The following is a 17974-nucleotide window of genomic DNA, read 5'->3' on the forward strand; positions in this document are numbered from 1 at the left end:
CGCTTAATTTTGGCTGGCATTCAGTATGGGCATGATTTACCCTGCCACTACATTTGCTACAAATCTGAATGGAAATCACCTGATGCAACAATATCTAGATCTTTTGCGCACCGTACGCCATCAGGGCGCTTTCAAGCCGGATCGCACGGGCGTCGGGACCTATAGCATTTTCGGCCATCAGATGCGTTTCGATCTCGCAAAGGGATTCCCGGTGCTCACGACCAAGAAGCTGCACCTCAAATCCATCATACATGAACTGCTCTGGTTCCTGTCGGGCGAGACAAATATCCGATATCTCAAGGAAAATGGCGTTCGGATATGGGATGAATGGGCCGATGAGAATGGCGACCTCGGCCCTGTTTATGGCGCGCAGTGGCGATCCTGGCCATGTCCCGATGGCGGCTCGATCGATCAGATTGCCAATCTCATCCACCAGATCAAGACCAACCCGAATTCCCGTCGACTAATCGTCAGTGCCTGGAATCCGGCGGAAGTGGACAATATGGCGCTTCCACCCTGTCACTGCCTGTTCCAGTTTTATGTGGCGGACGGCAAACTTTCTTGCCAACTCTACCAACGCAGCGCCGATGTGTTCCTCGGCGTCCCCTTCAATATCGCCTCCTACGCCCTGCTGACCATGATGGTCGCGCAAGTGTGTGATATGGAGCCCGGAGAGTTTATCCACAGCTTCGGCGATACGCATCTTTACGCCAATCATCTGGAGCAGGCGGATCTGCAGCTTGAACGCATCCCGGGAAAACTGCCCATCATGCAGATAAACCCGGAGGTTAAAGACATCTTTGCCTTCACCTTTGAGGATTTCAAACTGGAGGGGTATCAGGCGGCGGCGCATATTCCGGCGCAGGTTGCCGTATAGGTCGCTATGTCCTCCATTCTCCTCTCAGCCATGGTCGCTGTATCTGAAAATCAGGTGATCGGCATCGATAACGGCTTGCCCTGGCGCCTTTCCAACGACCTGAAATGGTTCAAGAAAGTCACCATGGAAAAGCCGATCATCATGGGACGAAAGACGTTTGAGTCACTGCCCGGCCTGCTTCCCGGCCGGCCCCACATCGTGATTACCCGCGATCCCGACTTCTCCGTTGACGGGGCCGTTGTCGTACATAGTCTGAAAGATGCTTTGATTGCGGGCGAAGAAGCCGCGCAACAAATTGGCGCAGAAGAAATGGTGATTATCGGCGGCGCCGAGATCTACCGCCAAGCCATGGAAAAGCTGGATTTGATTTATCTGACGCGGGTTCATACGGAAATAGAAGGTGATACATATTTCCCTGAGCTTGACCCCGCCGATTGGACCGAATTATCCCATGAGTTTTATGAAAAATCCGAAAAAGACATGTTCGATCACAGCTTTATCCGTCTCAGGCGAAAGCGGCCATAAAAAATTAGAGGCGATCACCCCTTTTAAAATCAACGTAAAAGAATTATATTAAAGCCGTTGGGTAACCAACTATGGCGATAAACGTTGCATGGAATAAACGTTGCGGACCCGGGGGCGGTACCCGGCGCCTCCACCATAAAGGCAGAGATATTGAAGTAAATGGCTGTCTTTTTGATGGGGGCGAAATAGGCTCGACGCGCGCAGTAAAGATGTAATTTTTGCCCGGCATGATACCACCGACATCGGGTCATTTTTATAAATGCTAACGATAATAACGAAGCATTTGCCGTAGCTGCTTAATTGCACTACACGGGGTTCGGAGGGGCACCTGGCAACAGAAGCCCCTCCACTTGTTTATATCACGCGATGCTTTTCTCGGTATCTCGTCGCATAAATTGAATTAATGTAATTAAGTAAAAAGCGTCGGAGGCGGGGGTTATTCAAGACATGAATGACGAAATCAATTACACGAAAATGGTTGAAAATGCGCTGTTGGAGGTTGTTCGCAACGCACTTCGGCATGCTGCCGTCAACGGCCTGCCCGGCGACCAGCATTTCTATATTACCTTTAAAACCTCCTTCCCCGGAGTATCCGTGCCAACGCATCTGTCCGAGCGCTACAAAGATGAAATGACAATAGTGCTGCAGCATCAATTCTGGGATATCGTGGTAGAGCAGGACTATTTTACTGTCGATCTGAGTTTTAATCACAAACGCGAGACGCTAAAAGTTCCATTCGATGCTTTAACGGCTTTTGCTGATCCGTCAGTACAGTTCGGCCTGCAGTTCTCGGTGACGGCACCGGAAAGCGAGATTGCGCCCGCTCCTGAAGCTACTCTCACGGAACCTTCTGAAGCTGCAGATGAGGAAGCAAGCGATGCGCCCGAGAAACAAGGGGAAGTAATAACCCTTGATGCGTTCCGTAAAAAATAGCTAATCTTCCGAACATCCAATTCTTCTGTTTCGATATCAATTGAAAGCCAGCCCATGCCCGAATTTCACTATCAGGACATGTTTTCTCTCGGGAAAGACGACACCCCTTATCGCAAACTGACCTCTGATTATGTGTCGACAATCGATGTTGATGGCAAGCAAATCCTGAAGGTAGAGCCCGAAGCCCTGAGCCTGCTCGCGGCGGAGGCAATGCATGACGTCGCCCATCTACTGCGGCCGTTGCATCTTCAGCAACTTGCAAAAATTCTTGAAGATGACGAAGCCTCAAAAAATGACAAGTTCGTCGCAACGGAACTTCTTAAGAATGCCAATATCGCCGCCGGCATGGTTTTACCGGGGTGCCAGGATACCGGTACGGCGATTATCATGGGTAAAAAGGGGCAGTATGTCTGGACTGACGGGACGGATAAGGAGCAGCTTTCCCGAGGCGTCTACAAGACTTATACCGAAACTAATCTCCGCTATTCACAGCTGGCGCCGATCAGCATGTTCGAGGAAAAAAACACCGGCACGAACCTACCCGCCCAGATCGACCTATATGCAATAAATGGCGATTCTTATGAATTTCTCTTCGTTGCAAAGGGCGGTGGTTCAGCCAACAAAACCTTCCTCCATCAGGCTGTACCGAGTGTGCTGACGCCGGAGCGGCTGGTGCCTTTTATCGAGGAAATGTTGATGTCTCTCGGGACCGCCGCGTGCCCGCCCTATCACCTCGCCGTGGTCATTGGCGGCACTTCCGCGGAAGACACCATGAAGACGGTCAAGCTCGCCTCCACCAAATACTATGATGCCCTGCCCACATCAGGCAATGAGCATGGCCGCGCCTTTCGTGACCTGGAAATGGAACAGGAAATCCTGAAAATCTCGCAAGGGATCGGGATCGGCGCGCAGTTCGGCGGCAAGTATTTCTGTCATGATGTCCGCGTTATTCGCATGCCGCGCCATGGCGCCAGTGTACCGATCGGGATCGGTGTCTCCTGCTCCGCCGATCGACAGGTGAAGGGCAAGATCACCAAGGATGGGGTCTTTATCGAGCAATTGGAGACCAACCCCGCCAAATATCTGCCGGAGGTCACGGACACGGATCTCAATGATGAAGTGGTGAAAATTGACCTGAACAGGCCGATGAAGGACATTCTGGCAACACTTTCGCAATATCCCATTAAAACTCGCCTGAGCCTGAGCGGGACAATCATTGTCGCCCGAGATCTCGCTCATCGCAAATTACGCGAATTGCTAGAAAACGGCGAAGGGCTCCCGCAATATTTCAAGGATCATATCATTTATTATGCAGGTCCCGCAAAAACACCGGAAGGCTATGCATCCGGTTCTTTCGGACCGACGACTGCTGGCCGAATGGATGGTTATGTCGATCAGTTCATGGCCGAAGGCGGCAGCATGGTGATGCTTGCCAAAGGTAACCGCAGTAAGGCTGTTGTTGACGCCTGCAAAAAACATAGCGGTTTTTACCTCGGCTCCATCGGCGGCCCGGCCGCGATCCTCGCGCAAAATAATATCAAGAAAGTTGACGTACAGGCCTTCGAAGAATTTGGAATGGAGGCTATCTGGCGTATTGAAGTTGAAGATTTCCCGGCCTTTATCGTTATGGATGACAAGGGGAATGACTTTTTTGCTCGAAAGAAAGATGACTAAGGAACCTTTTACGGCCGGCGCTGCCTCCACAGATATTATCAAGCATTCAGTGAGCATTGCCGGCCACCGGACCAGCGTGTCACTGGAGCGAAAATTTTGGGAGTTGTTTAAAAAAAGCGCTAAGCGCCAAGATCTCAGCGTTAATGAACTAATCACGAAAATAGACGCGACACGTCAAGGCAATCTCTCTAGCGCAATTCGCCTTTTTGTGTTGGAAGAATTCCTCGGAAAGAAGCCGGAACAAAGATAATCATATAAAATTTATTTTGAGATTACTCTGCGGCATCCCTATATGAAATTAAGCGCAACAACGAATTAAGGGTCGCTATCAACATGGGTGATGTCGTCAATCTGAACCAGTTTCGAAAGAAACAAAATCGCAAGAAAGCAGAAGACACGGCCCGTAACAATCGGACGAGCTTTGGCCGGTCCGCCGCACAAAAAAAGCAGGATTTGGATAAACAGAAAAAGCGGGACGCCTTGCTTGATCAAAAAAAGCTGCCCAACCAGAGCGAGGATGAAACGCCTTCCGAAAATTAGCTTTTTCTTTACACATTCCGTTTAAAAAAATAACAGATAAACGTCATAGAAATGACTCAACCTTCTTTTATTGAGTAGCGGCGTGTCGCAAAGGCGATCGCAATAGGAGGTATAAATGGAAACCGGTGTACGGAAATACCAAGAACCCGCATTGCAGGATTTGCTGGCAGACCCAGTAATATTGGCTGTTCTGAAGCGGGACGGACTCACCGTAGATGACATTATAGAAGTTGTAAAAACCTATCAGGAAAAAACGCGCTCCCGTCCATCCTGAGAGTATCAATTCTCTGTTCCCCCTAGCCAGTTTGGCGCCTGACTTCTTTTGTTGTGCAAACTCATATGCTCGCGTTATTATCCGGGCTGGTGCTCACTGTGCGTAAATTATACAAACCGGCAATCGGGGAGGCAAACCTAGCGTGACGGCAGCAATGAGATACAAGAAGAAATCGGCGACCATCCGGGGACTTAAAATGTCCTATGTCGAGGAAGGTGAAGGTGATCCGATTATATTTTTACACGGGAACCCGACATCTTCCTACTTATGGCGCAATGTCATGCCGCATCTGGAAGGTCGAGGGCGCCTGATTGCGCCGGACCTTATCGGTATGGGCGATTCTGAAAAACTGCATGACAGCGGTCCGGACCGCTACACATTCAAGGAACACCGCGCCTTTCTGGACGATCTGCTTGCTTATCTCATGGTTGAGGAGAACGTCACTCTGATCGTTCATGACTGGGGCTCCGCACTGGGTTTCGACTGGGCCTATCAGAATCAATCTGCGATAAAGGGCCTCGTCTATATGGAGGCAATCGTTCAAACCATTGCCAGCTGGGACGATTGGCCCGAGAGTGCCCGGAATATTTTTCAGGCGTTCCGCAGCCCAGCCGGCGAAGAGCTGGTGCTTGAGAAAAATATCTTTGTAGAGCGGGTTCTTCCCTCCTCCATCATCCGCAAGCTCGAGGATGAGGAGCAGCGCGAATATACCCGTCCGTTCCGGAATGCCGGAGAGGATCGGCGGCCGACATTGACCTGGCCGCGTCAAATTCCTATTGCCGGGGAGCCTGAAGACGTGGTGAAGATTGTTGATGAATATTCCGCCTGGCTTAGCCAGTCTGGCGTGCCCAAGCTTTTCATCAATGCTGATCCCGGCTCCATACTCATTGGCTCTCAGCGTGAATACTGCCGAACCTGGCCGAACCAGACGGAGGTAACCGTTAAGGGATTGCATTTCATTCAGGAAGACAGCCCCGACGAGATTGGTCAGGCTGTTTCAGAATTTATCACGAAAATATAAATCACCAGATTTCAGCGGAAATTATTGTGGAAAAAAAACGAATTAAACTGAACGCGCTGCAAAGCAAGACGCTGGCCCTGCTGCAGATACTGGCACGCGACTCGGATAGTTCCAGCCCAGTTGGGGACAACGGCGATATCCGCATTACCCGCCTGCCCCATGCCCATGGCAATCACATGCATGTCGGGGATTATACGGTGTTGAGCCGGGACGCGAGCGGGCTTAATAATAAATCGGTTTGGACAGCGCTCAGCCGCAAAGGACTTGTGCGGGAGAACTGGGAAGAGGAAATTGTGCTAACGGCCGAAGGGTTTGCCTTCTCCACGGGGCTTGAAGATAAGTTTTTAAAGGCATCTGATCACTAGCACAGGATAATAAGCCCATAGCCGGAGAATGAACCGCCAATGAATGCTGAGTTAGACAGAAAACTGACCACAATCCTTTGCGCGGATGTCGCCGGATATAGCCGCCTGATGAATGATGACGAGGGGAAAACTCTCGACCGGCTAAAAATAACGCGGGAAATTTTCCGGGAAGTTATTGATCGTCATGGAGGCCGCATCGTCAATATGACGGGCGATGGCCTTGTTAGCGAATTTTCAAGTGTCGTAAAAGCCGTGCAATGCGCCGTTGAGGTGCAAAACAAGATCAATAAGGATAACGTGTCCCTCCCGGCGGACGACCAGATGCTCTATCGCATCGGGATCAACTTGGGCGATGTCATCATCGAAGGGGATGATATCTTCGGCGATGGCGTCAACGTGGCCGCGAGATTGGAGGCAATGGCGCCTGTGGGTGGCATATGTATTTCCGGCTCCGTCTTTGATCAGGTTAAAAACAAGCTCCCCCGAGATTTTAAGTTTCTCGGACGCAAGGGTGTCAAAAACATTGCCGAACCCGTTGCGGTGTACTCTCTGTCTTTGAGTGAAACACCCGGTAAGCAACCTCACTCATCATCGCATCATATTCCCCTGTCCGACGAAAAAATTCAGGATACGGAAAATGACACTGAGGAGGACAAACGAATTCGGGCCTATGTAAAAAGGCAGGCAGGATTTTATCGCCGCGCGCTTACTTTTGGGACAATTATATTTTTTCTTTTCATTATCAATATAACCACGTCGCCCGACTATTGGTGGTTTCTATGGCCCGCTGGGCCATTCCTCTTTGTTTTGATAATGGACGCCGTCCGGATATTCGGCGTTGGGCACAGAGCAGAGGATTGGGAAAAGCGCAAAATAGCCAAAATTAAATCCCGAAATCAAAAGCGCAGCCGTTAAGATTCATCAACAATGATCCTCGATGCAATATCTTCGAGGGCCTGCACATCCGGATTGACATAATTATCGAAAATAATCGTCGGACCATTGGCGACAAGCAGGGAAAGTGTCGCCTTGCCATCCACGTCCTCGAGTTCCCAAGCCTCTCCATTGCCGCGCTCATCCACGAGGATCCCAAGATCATCAAATATCTGATCCAGGTTCACGCTATCTTCAGCAGCGTCAAAATCGGTGATTATCACATCTCCATTGTCGGCCCCAGTAAAGGCAAAGACATCCGCTCCCGGGGTTCCAAAAAGTTGCTCACTTTCATCGCTTTCCTCAATAACACTTGGCGCTAGGGAGAAGGCCGACAGAACAGAAAATCCGCCAGCATCTTGATCTACGAATGTGAAGGTCAATAAGGCGCTACTGATATCGCCATCGCCGTCGGTCAGCACATATTCGAAGCTTTCCATCGCGCCAGGATCAGCCTCGTCCGGGGCAGTATAGGTATAATCCCCGGCCGCATTAATCGAGAGGCTGCCACCAAGATCCGACTCAACAATAAGAGGGGCTCCATTTTGTGGGATGGCATATTCCGTGCCATTGTGAACAAGTAACGTCAACGTCCCATCATCTGCACCCAGCCGGTCAATTGACCCGGAGCTGACCACGTTATCCGTCTCAACGACAGGAACAGTCTCAACCAGAACAGATTCAAGCTCGCTGGGATTGATCACTATTGTTGGGTCATCCCCGGCATTCTCAACCTTCGCCAGTTCCGCCGTACTGATGCCGGATCCCAGTCCGACAGCAACGACTTCAATTCCGTTACTGTCAACAAACTGCTGCCACTCATTTCCTCCGGCTGTCGGCACCTCCTGTCCGCCACTTGGCTCCCCGTCGGAGATGAAATAAACAGTGGTCTGATCGAAAGCCAATGAGGGATCAGCAAGGTTCGCCTCAAGAATCCCTTGCGCGCCGTTTGCGTTATTAGCAATTGCTGCGGCGTAATTTGTCGTACCGCCCGGAGCCAGATTGCCGGTGTCTGTAACAAAGTCCTGCGCGGCCTGAATGGAGGTGCCTTCAAAAACCACAGACGAGGCGGCCGCAAAACCGATAATCGTGATTTTGACCTCACTTGAAACAGCCTCATATTCCGACAGGACATTGTCCACGGCCGCCCGGAGAATTTGTATACGGGTCTGCCCCGCCCCTGGAACAAATTCGGTCATCGATCCTGAAATATCGAGGACAAAAACCAGATTATATGTCGGCAGCATTGGCGCCGGTAAATCAACTGCATCCGGGCTCGCAATCGGCACATCATCGACAATCGTTGCCGTGAAGGACCCGCTGATCAAAGACCCGTCCTGATCAACCACGTCATAGGAGAAGGGAAGGGCCAGCCCATCTTCGCCCGCACTCGAATGATCGACCACATCGCTAAGCGTCAGCGTATATCCATAATTGTCGCCGTCACCGTTCGGACCAAACTCCAACAGGAATACAGGGCGCGGCGCACTGCCATCCGGCACTGCAGTCGCTGTTAGCTGCTGAGTTACTCCATCCGCGAGCGTCGCGAGTTGATAAACAACGGGATCCCCGCCAGACATAATAACCGGCAATTCGCTGATATCAAGTATCACGCTTCCCGCGCCATCAAGGCCGAAATCAATTTCCGCAACCCCGTTTGCAGTGGTTGCTTCCGGCGTTATGTCCCCTCCAGCTGGCAGATCATCCTCATCAACAAAAATATCCGCAGCCGCTCCTAGAACTGGCCCGCTATCCTCAACTCCAACCGTCAAAGTGCCGGACGCCGATGAATTGTTTGCATCGGTGACAGAAATGGCGAAATCGAAAGAAAGATCGGCAACATTTTCTCCATCACCGTCGAGGTGATCAATCGGTCCCACCAACGACATGTCATAGGTGCCGTCGGTATTCAGTATGATCGTGAAAACCGTTACGCCACCGGCGGACCCGGACACGACATTCGTGCCCAACCCCGAAAGAACAATCGGCGCCCCGTTGGACGTAAGGCCAGCGGCATCGAAATCCGCTTGGGCCGTATCAAATGTGACGGCGGCAATTTCACCGCTACCGCCACCGATACCTAAAGAGGCTCCTTCGATTACATCCCCTTCTCCGGCCTCAACCAGATCCGCGGGCGTCCCTTCATCCACGACAACGGGGTCGTCATTGTCCTCAATCGTCAATGTTACGGAAGATGAGGCAGGATCGATTGTTGCGTTACTCGATGCCCCGACCAGCGTAAGCGTCAGTGATTCCGGTCCTTCAAAAAGAGTGTCATCCAGGATCGGGATGGTGATGGTCGTTGTTGCTCCCGGAGCCAGCCCTGACTCTCCACCGTTGAATGTAACGGTCTGAACAGCGGCGGTCGTATAATCACTGCCTTCCGTTACCGACCCCGTAATCTGGTAATTGACGCTTACCGTCACGCCAGGTGCGACGGCCTTGTCGAGCGTAAGAACAAATGACAGCGCCCCCGCATCCTCACCGACAGAAATCTCACCTTCACCAATCCCCACCCCATCAACAGTGATATCCGACAGCGTGACCAATCCAATGTCGTCATCGGTAATTATGACCAAGGCCTGGCCGGAAGTGATATCAATATCCGCATTTTCGGCGCCGGTTATGGCAACGATAAAGAATTCAAGGTCCTCAATAACATCATCATCGATAACCGTTACCGTAAAAGCCGCTTCAGTTGCCCCAGGCGGAATAGTAATTGTCCCATCACCATTACTAATGAAGTCAAGATCGCCGGGAAGCCCGGATCCTGTTTCAGACGCGGAGCCCGCCCGAATTTCATAAGTCACTATCACCGGGACATTGGTCGGTTCGGTCAGCGTAATAAATATCTGAAAGCTTTCCAGATTGCCGGATTCCTGATCAACAACAGAAACGACATTCAAGCCGGTCTGCGGACCGAGTCCTATAATCTCCTCGGTATTCTGAGCATTACGGAACTCAAGATCCGTTCCAGTGAGCAAACCCGCCGCCCGCAGAAGATCACCGATCGATTGACCGCCGTCAATACCGCCTTCACTGAACGGTTGAAAATTAGCGCCGCCGCCCGTATTCGCGCGCCGACCGGCTTCCGGTGAAATCTCATCAGGATCGAAATTATCCTCATCATCGAACCATTCCGGATTGACCAACCGCAAAGCCTCTCCGTAGATATCGAAAAGCTGCTCTCCTGTCAGGATGAAGGGGACACTCGGCAAGGCGGAGAAGCTGGTGACAATGACCGATTGGTTAGGAACATCCAGAACCTGCGACCCCGCTTCGTTAGTGACAACGATGGCCCCAGTAAAAAGCGTGAAGATCGTTTCTTCGCCGACATTCCTCACATGCCCCGACCAACTCGTGCCGCGAATACCGATGGTGCCAACAGGCGTACGAACATCTACATTTTCCGGATCGTCCTTGGCAATCTGTCCGCTAACCAGCGAGAAGACGCCCTGCATCAGGGAAATGCCGAATTTTCCATCACCCGATGAGGGGTTGTAGATCATTTCGTCGAGAATAGCCCGGCCATTCTCTCCCATGGAAAACTGAGTATCATCGGCGAACACAATGGTGAAGGACGAGCCGCCCGCCGTCTCAATAACATCTCCCTGAAAAACCGCAGCGCCCGAAACCAGCTCCTCGCTAGTCCCATCCGCGTGGCGCGCCATCACTGTGCCAGCCAATTGAGAGACTTCGCCTATCGAGCCGCCAGCATCAGATTGAGTATCGGCAGACTGCGCCAATGGGCCCGGCCCGGCAAGCTTGCCGACCAGATCCGCTGGAATGCGCGCGCCACCCGCAGTTATAAGGTCGACAGCATTCCCGACGGAGAAATAATCATACACCGTGATGTACTCACCCGTATCGGAACTCAAATTCAGGTCAATACCTTCCCGGGAATATTCCGCGATAAGGGGCTTTATCTCGTCGCCCAACCGGACTGGATTGCTGTCTGAAACTTCATAGGTTGCAAGGGGGCTGCCACCAAGGTCCGATACATTAGTTTGCTTCATTCTTTATACCCTTTGGCGACACACCCAGTTCTCCGACCGTCTGCAAAAAGTTAATCCAGAATATTGGTCGGCTAAACCCAAGTTGTCATAAATAGTTGCCCAAACTTTCGCGAAATAGAAAATCTCTTATGAGGCAATTAATAAAGTAATGTAGTTTGAATGAGAGCACTATGCCACATTTTGAACAAATTTCATAAAATTTTTGGTAACTATAGTTAATTCTGGGATTTTCTATAAACTATCGTCCTGGCAATAAAACCCCAAAACAGAGTATAGAATCCCGTATGACGGACACAAAGCAAGGGCAAAAGCCCGCAAAGAAATCAAACAACGTTAGGTGGCTTGCCTTCGCCAGAGGTGGACGCGTTCCTGCCTTTGCCCTCCTTATGGCCGCTCTGTTTCTACAAATCTCCGATCCGCAATTTCTCTCCAGCTTTAGGGACCGTATCTTCGACTTCTATCAGCAATCCCAACCACGCGAGGCTCAATATCCACGTCCGGTTGTGGTCATAGATATCGATGAAAACAGCCTCCTGAACCTCGGGCAATGGCCCTGGCCTCGTTCGTATCTTGCAAAACTCGTCAAAAATGCGACCAAGGCAGGCGCCGCGGTCATCGGTTTCGATATGCTGTTTGCCGAATCGGATCGCCTCTCACCAAATGAAATGTCCCAGAATGTTCCTGACTTGCCCCCCGTTTTGCAGCGCCAGCTCAGCACTCTTCCTTCCTTCGATGATATATTTTCGCGCGCTATCAGAGACAGCCGCGTTGTCCTTGGCATTTCTGTCAGCCCGGAAAGTGTCGGCGCAAATAATTTTGGACTTGGCCGCATCCCCTCTTTCGCCCTTCTTGGCCAGGATCCGAAACCATTCCTAAAAAGTTACCCAGCCCTGATCGGCAACATCGATAGACTGGATGAAGCTGCCGCAGGGCGCGGTATGATCAGCCTCGATCAGGATTTCGACGGCATTGTCCGCCGCGTCCCTCTCGCAAACAGGATCGGTGAACAGATTATCCCCTCCCTTGCTCTGGATATGTTGCGCGTCGCGACCGGGCGAAATGTCATCATACAAACCAATGAGAATGGGGTGATCGGCTTCAAGGTCGCGGGAACACTGGTGCCGACGGACACGCGCGGGCGCATCTGGATAAAATACGCGAAGTATGATCCGTCACTGTATATCTCCGCACTCGACGTCATCAATGATACTATCGACGAGAATATGCTGGCCGGGAAGCTGGTTCTTATCGGAACTTCCGCGACAGGCCTTAAGGATTTACGAGCGTCGCCTCTTACCTCTAACCTGCCCGGCGTGGAGATGCATCTTCAGCTTCTGGAAAATGTATGGACGCAGACCTACCTCTTCCGACCGGAGTTTATTGCCATCTTTGAATGGGCCGGTACGCTGCTGACCGGACTTGCGCTAATAGTCCTTGTGCCACTTGCCGGCGCCCGTACAACCTTGGGGCTGCTGGTGTTCATTTCGATCACCGCGATTGGCTCGTCCATTTACTTCTTCGTTTACAACTCCGTCTTGATTGATGTCAGCTACACCTTGTTTATATCGATCCTCGTCTATATTACGATGGTGTATTCGAACTATCGCGGCACCGAACAGGAACGAACCCGCATTAGAACGGCCTTCGCCCATTATCTCTCGCCCGAACTCGTCAAGCGGCTATCCGCGTCTCCCGATAGTCTGGTTCTTGGCGGCGAGGAAAGAGAGATGACATTCATGTTCTGCGACGTTCGTGAATTCACGGTCATTTCGGAAGGTTATAAGCATGATCCGCAAGGGCTGACCCATTTGATCAACCGCTTTCTAACGCCGATGACCGGCGAAATTCTTGATCACAAAGGCACCATCGATAAATATATGGGCGATTCCATTATGGCCTTCTGGAATGCGCCACTTGAAAATCCGCATCATCCAATGGATTCCGCAGATGCGGCCTTAAAAATGATTGTCCGTCTCGCTGCCTTGAATGCAGAACTAAAAAAAGAAGCAGAACTTGAAAACCGTGAGTTCAAGGCGCTTCGTGTTGGAATAGGCCTGAACACCGGGGTGTGCATCGTCGGCAATCTGGGGTCGGAGCAGCGGTTCGATTATTCCGTCCTCGGTGATCCGGTCAATCTGGCCTCCCGTCTGGAAGGACAGACAAAGGAATATGGTTTTAGCATCATCCTCGGCGAGAGCACCGCTTCCTCTATCCCGAACTACGCCATGATCGAACTTGACCTAATTGCCGTTAAAGGCAAGCAGGAAGCCGTCAAGATATTCGGACTGCTCGGAGATGAAGAACATGCAAAACACCCCGAATTTTTAGCGGCAAAAGAAGCAATAGAAACCTTCCTAGAAAGATATTTATCGCAAGACTGGGACACCGCCCTGGACAAGCTCTTATCCATCGAAGAACTGAACCCCCGCCTAGAAAAATTCGTGGCGCTCTATCGGAACCGCATTCACAGCTTCAGGGCTACGCCCCCGCCAGCCGATTGGGATGGCGTCTATCGGGCTACGGAAAAATAGAGACCCGGGATTTCAATATTCCATTCGACCCGGTCCATGGTTTGAATAGACCCCATCAAGCAAATGAGAGGTTCGCCGCCGCCGACAGATCCCGCAATGCTTGCGCTTCACTAACAACTTTTATCGTCTTCATCCCCATCACCGCGGCGGGCTTGAGATTGATCCCAAGGTCATCAAGATAGACAACTTCCTCCGGCGCGACACCCATTTGATCGCAGGCATATTCATAAATGCGCGGATCGGGCTTACGAAGACCAATCTTGCTTGATTCTATCACCTGCCGGAACAATGTCATTACGCTCTCGACCTCTGCCTGTGCGGCTGCATCCCGGCTCATTCCGGGGCCCTTACCCGCGGCGACGTTATTCGTCAGGCAGGTACAATTATATTGCTCCCCGCATATTTTGAGAGCATTGACCATATTCGGTCGCACATCTCCGGCAAGCAGTTTAATAATTTCCGTACCCGGAATGGCGTGATCCAACGCCCCGCTTTCTGCTTCAAACAATTTATCGAATTCATCCATCGTCACTTCGCTACGCTCAAACTTTGCCCAGGCGTTGCTATCGGGATTCGTGGAATTGATGCGCCGGATAAAATCCATGGGCAGGCCCCGCTCCTTTTCAAATCGCGTGAAGGCCTCGAACGGGCTCGTCGTCAAAACACCGCCGAAATCCCAGAGGATGGCTTTTATCATTAGAAATTTCCTTATTGGCAAAACGATTAAAGGCACTTCAAACTGCCGGAGATTATTCTTACTTTTGTTAAATAGTGACAGGCGTGTTTTATCCTGTCAAATATCGGAGTGGATTGAATTCATCATATTATCCGTTAATTTAAGACGTAAGCGTAGTCGAGACTAATTTTTTGCGGGAGTATCCCTTATGAGAGCGTTAATATTAAGCGCCATCGTTTTATTTGTTAGCATTGCCAGCGCAAATGCGTTTGAAAGCCAAGCCATCAAAAAGCTAACAGACAGCGGAAGCTGCGGAGGATGCGACCTGCGCGGCGCAACACTGCAATATAAAGACTTTAAGGAAGCCTATCTCAAGGGCGCAAATTTGCGGGACTCGGTACTAAAGCAAATCAATCTCAGCCAGGCCAACCTGACGGAAACAGACATGCGCCGGTCCGATCTTGAAAAGGCAACGCTCATATCCGCCAATCTAGAGCGCGCAATACTTCAGGATGCAGATATGGAAAAAGCCGTGATGACCAATGCAAATCTCCAACGCACAGACCTCCGCAGCGCCGACTTCGACAGCGCGGAAGTTGAGGGTGGAAAATTCCAGGAGGCGGATATCCGGAAAGCCTATTTCAAGCGCGCAAACCTGACAAACGCGAATTTCAGCAATGCCAAGGTCACCGAAGTAAATTTCAAACGATCAAATTTGTCTGGCGCTATTATGATCAAGGCAGAGTTGAATGATGCGAACTTCACCCGTGCTAATTTAACAAACGCGCGCCTGGAAGAAGCAGATCTGAGGCGCGCAAATTTTTATCGGGCGATTTTGGTGAATGCTGTGTTTACCAATGCCAGGCTCTCTAATGCGTCATTCTGGGGCGCCGATCTTTCCGGTGCAAATATGGAGGATGCTACCGGATTAGAGCAGACCCAGCTTGAAAACGCCTGCGGTGACAAGAATACTGTCCTGCCCAACAACCTTACGATCAGTGTATGCACACCGTAAAAGCTGATCCACCCCTATGTCAGTTTCCCCAACAACTCCGGCAGTTCCCCGAGATGATCAATGCTATGGAAACGAGAGTTATTGAGCGGCGGTTCGACATGTTCATGTATCCAGGTCAAATCATGGGGGATATGAACCCCGACGCCACCGGCCTCAATCGCCGGGATGACATCGCTTTTAAGTGAATTTCCCACCATCATGCTTTCACCCGGCGAGCGCCCGGCGCTACTAAAAATCCGTTGATATGTATCCCGCGTTTTTTCGCTGACAATCTGGACATCGTCGAATAATTCTCCCAGTCCTGATTGCGCGAGCTTGCGTTCCTGATCAAAAAGATCGCCCTTGGTAATCAGCACCAGCCGATAGCGACCATGCAACTCCATGAGAGTCTCGCGGACATATGGCAATGTTTCAACCGGATGACGCAGCATCTCCCGACCTGCGCGCAAGATATCGTGCAGGATAGCGGCGGGTACCTTATCCTCCGTCACCTCAATCGCCGTCTCGATCATCGAGAGGGTAAAACCCTTAATCCCGTATCCATAGAATTCGAGATTTCTGCGTTCAGCCTCAATCAAGCGCTCAGTTATATGATCGCTCTTGGCAAAATCGCACAGCAAGGCCGCAAATTTTTCCTCTGTCAGGCGGAAGAAATATTCGTTCTGCCAAAGGGTATCATCGGCATCGAAACCGATAACTGTCAGGGAACTAGAAGACATATCGCAATGCTGCCTCTAACATACAGACCGGAACGGGAATATTATTCCGCCGCCCTGTCTGGAATAATTTTGCCAGGGTTCATGATATTATCCGGATCAAGCGCATGTTTTAACGCCGCCATCACATCGACGGCCTCCCCATGCTCCATATACATATACTTCTTCTTGCCAAGCCCGACACCATGCTCTCCGGTACAGGTGCCGTCCATGGAGAGGGCGCGCTCAATCAGCCGGGCATTGAGACGTTCCGCTTCCTCTAGTTCTTCCGGATTTTCCTTCTTTATGACGAATGAAAGATGGAAATTGCCATCTCCCACATGCCCTACCAAAGGCGCCACCAGAAAACTGTCGGCGAGATCCTTCTTTGTTTCCAGAATGCAGTCAGCAAGCCGGGAGATGGGAACACAAACATCCGTTGCCCAGATCTGCGCGCCATTTCGAAGCGCCATCGCCGCATAGGCGGCATCGTGACGGGCTTGCCAGAGCTTGGTACGCTCTTCCGCCTGCGTCGTCCATTTGAACCCTTCCGCGCCGAACTCAGCGCAAATAGCGCTCACCTGTTCTGCCTGCTCCTTAACGGAGGCTTCGCTTCCATGAAACTCAAGGAACAGTGTCGGCTGAACCGTCAGGTCCAGATTGGAATAGCGGTTCACCGCATCCACCTGAACTTCGTCCAAAAGCTCGATCCGGGCGACGGGAATACCGCTCTGAATCGTCAGGATCACGCTCTGGATGGCCCCTTCAATATCCGGGAACGAAACAGTTGCCGCCGATATCGCCTCAGGAATACCATAAAGCTTGAGCGTGACTTCGGTAATGACGCCAAGCGTTCCCTCCGATCCGATATAGAGTTTGGTCAGATCGTAACCCGCCGCGCTCTTCTTGGCCCGATGCCCGGTCGAGATGACGCGCCCGTCGGGGAGCACCACTTTAAGACTCAGAATATTCTCCCGCATTGTGCCATAGCGCACCGCATTGGTCCCGGACGCACGGGTTGACGCCATGCCGCCGACAGAGGCATCCGCACCGGGGTCAATCGGGAAAAAGAGACCCGTATCACGCAAATACTCGTTAAGCTGCTTGCGACGGACCCCCGGCTGCACCGTGCAATCCAGGTCTTCCGGGCTCACTCGCAAAATCTCGTTCATTTCATTCAGGTCAATTGAGACGCCCCCTGAAACAGCATTCACATGCCCCTCCAGTGAGGTGCCCGCCGCGAAGGGAATAACGGGGACCTTATGCGCCGCGCAGATTGACACAATTTGGGAGACTTCCTCCGTACTTTTCGCAAAGCAGACAACATCCGGTGCTTTCGGGAAATGCCAGCTCTCATCCTTGCCATGCTGTTCACGGACGGCCGTGGCAGTTGAACAGCGCGATCCGAGTAGTTCCGACAGTTCGGCAATTACCCGGTCCATTTTCGGATGTCTGTTCGTCATGATAACTCCCTCTTTGCTCTGCCGACTGGGCTGGTCAGCCACTTTCTTTGACAGTATCATATAACCTGCCGTCCAGTTAAAGGAAGAAGAATTAAGGACTGACAATGAACGAAACCTCCATGACCCTGATCCATGAACAGCCCGTCCTCCCGGAATGGATTGACCATAATAATCACATGAATGTGGCGTATTACGTGCTGATATTTGATCATTCGCTGGATGAGTTTCTCGATGAAATCGGTCTCACCCGAGAGTATCGCATGTCAGAAAACCGTACCGTCTATGTTCTAGAAACACATGTCACCTACATTCAAGAGGTGCATGAAGGCGATGCATTGGAAATGTATGTCCGGGTCTTGGATTGTGACGAAAAGAGAATGCATCTTTTTCTGGAGATGCGTCATCGCGACAAAGGCTTCCTCGCCGCAACGTCCGA

17 protein-coding genes and 1 other RNA gene are annotated in these 17974 nt (G+C 51.2%); 14 read left to right on the top strand and 4 right to left on the bottom strand.

What is annotated here, in order from left to right; genetic code table 11:
- Positions 1–82 precede the first annotated feature (82 nt).
- The 11 genes from P1U71_RS01740 to P1U71_RS01790 all read left to right on the top strand — a co-directional run bounded on the left by P1U71_RS01740 (position 83) and on the right by P1U71_RS01790 (position 7124).
- Positions 83–877 carry a thymidylate synthase gene (locus tag P1U71_RS01740; RefSeq protein WP_301103817.1) on the top strand — a complete coding sequence of 265 codons (795 nt, stop codon included), beginning with the start codon at positions 83–85 and terminating at the stop codon, positions 875–877.
- A gap of 6 nt (positions 878–883) precedes the next feature.
- Complete coding sequence (locus tag P1U71_RS01745; RefSeq protein ID WP_301103818.1) at positions 884–1402, top strand: dihydrofolate reductase; 519 nt, start codon at positions 884–886, stop codon at positions 1400–1402.
- Between the two features lie 17 nt (positions 1403–1419).
- Positions 1420–1753: a transfer-messenger RNA gene (gene ssrA / locus P1U71_RS01750) on the top strand.
- Positions 1754–1849: 96 nt separating this feature from the next.
- Positions 1850–2335 (top strand): SspB family protein, encoded by a 486-nt coding sequence (locus P1U71_RS01755; RefSeq protein ID WP_301103819.1) that lies wholly within the window; start codon positions 1850–1852, stop codon positions 2333–2335.
- A 54-nt stretch (positions 2336–2389) separates the two neighbouring features.
- Entirely contained in the window at positions 2390–4009 is a 1620-nt protein-coding gene (locus tag P1U71_RS01760; protein ID WP_301103820.1) for a fumarate hydratase, read from the top strand.
- Positions 4002–4259 (top strand): ribbon-helix-helix domain-containing protein, encoded by a 258-nt coding sequence (locus P1U71_RS01765; protein ID WP_301103821.1) that lies wholly within the window; start codon positions 4002–4004, stop codon positions 4257–4259. The genes P1U71_RS01760 and P1U71_RS01765 overlap by 8 nt, the downstream gene beginning before the upstream one ends.
- Positions 4260–4342: 83 nt before the next feature.
- Positions 4343–4549, top strand: a complete 207-nt coding sequence (locus P1U71_RS01770; protein ID WP_301103822.1) for a DUF4169 family protein — start codon at positions 4343–4345, stop codon at positions 4547–4549.
- 115 nt (positions 4550–4664) lie between these two features.
- A complete protein-coding gene (locus tag P1U71_RS01775; protein WP_301103823.1) occupies positions 4665–4823 on the top strand; it encodes a hypothetical protein in 159 nt (52 codons plus the stop codon).
- 154 nt (positions 4824–4977) lie between these two features.
- A complete protein-coding gene (locus tag P1U71_RS01780; protein WP_367281099.1) occupies positions 4978–5844 on the top strand; it encodes a haloalkane dehalogenase in 867 nt (288 codons plus the stop codon).
- 26 nt (positions 5845–5870) lie between these two features.
- Positions 5871–6209: a hypothetical protein gene (locus P1U71_RS01785; protein ID WP_301103825.1), complete on the top strand. Its 339-nt coding sequence runs from the start codon at positions 5871–5873 to the stop codon at positions 6207–6209.
- Between the two features lie 39 nt (positions 6210–6248).
- Complete coding sequence (locus P1U71_RS01790; protein WP_301103826.1) at positions 6249–7124, top strand: adenylate/guanylate cyclase domain-containing protein; 876 nt, start codon at positions 6249–6251, stop codon at positions 7122–7124.
- On the opposite strand, the gene P1U71_RS01795 is transcribed toward P1U71_RS01790, so the two are convergent.
- A complete protein-coding gene (locus P1U71_RS01795) occupies positions 7121–11158 on the bottom strand; it encodes a Calx-beta domain-containing protein (RefSeq protein ID WP_301103827.1) in 4038 nt (1345 codons plus the stop codon). The genes P1U71_RS01790 and P1U71_RS01795 overlap by 4 nt on opposite strands.
- A gap of 284 nt (positions 11159–11442) precedes the next feature.
- Here P1U71_RS01795 and P1U71_RS01800 point away from each other — a divergent pair, with 284 nt between their 5' ends.
- Entirely contained in the window at positions 11443–13689 is a 2247-nt protein-coding gene (locus P1U71_RS01800) for a CHASE2 domain-containing protein (protein WP_301103828.1), read from the top strand.
- A 55-nt stretch (positions 13690–13744) separates the two neighbouring features.
- Here P1U71_RS01800 and P1U71_RS01805 read toward each other — a convergent pair whose 3' ends face one another.
- On the bottom strand, positions 13745–14386 hold the full coding sequence (locus tag P1U71_RS01805) for an HAD-IA family hydrolase (protein ID WP_301103829.1): 642 nt from the start codon (positions 14384–14386) through the stop codon (positions 13745–13747).
- Between the two features lie 187 nt (positions 14387–14573).
- Here P1U71_RS01805 and P1U71_RS01810 point away from each other — a divergent pair, with 187 nt between their 5' ends.
- Positions 14574–15380 (top strand): pentapeptide repeat-containing protein, encoded by an 807-nt coding sequence (locus tag P1U71_RS01810; RefSeq protein ID WP_301103830.1) that lies wholly within the window; start codon positions 14574–14576, stop codon positions 15378–15380.
- Between the two features lie 14 nt (positions 15381–15394).
- On the opposite strand, the gene P1U71_RS01815 is transcribed toward P1U71_RS01810, so the two are convergent.
- Positions 15395–16099: an HAD family hydrolase gene (locus tag P1U71_RS01815; protein WP_301103831.1), complete on the bottom strand. Its 705-nt coding sequence runs from the start codon at positions 16097–16099 to the stop codon at positions 15395–15397.
- A 41-nt stretch (positions 16100–16140) separates the two neighbouring features.
- A complete protein-coding gene (locus P1U71_RS01820) occupies positions 16141–17538 on the bottom strand; it encodes an FAD-linked oxidase C-terminal domain-containing protein (protein ID WP_301103832.1) in 1398 nt (465 codons plus the stop codon).
- 104 nt (positions 17539–17642) lie between these two features.
- On the opposite strand from P1U71_RS01820, the gene P1U71_RS01825 reads away from it, so the two are divergent.
- A partial coding sequence (locus P1U71_RS01825; protein WP_301103833.1) for a thioesterase family protein occupies positions 17643–17974 on the top strand: 332 nt, incomplete at its 3' end.

The sequence above is a fragment of the Sneathiella sp. genome, assembly GCF_029233945.1.
Lineage (GTDB): Bacteria > Pseudomonadota > Alphaproteobacteria > Sneathiellales > Sneathiellaceae > Sneathiella.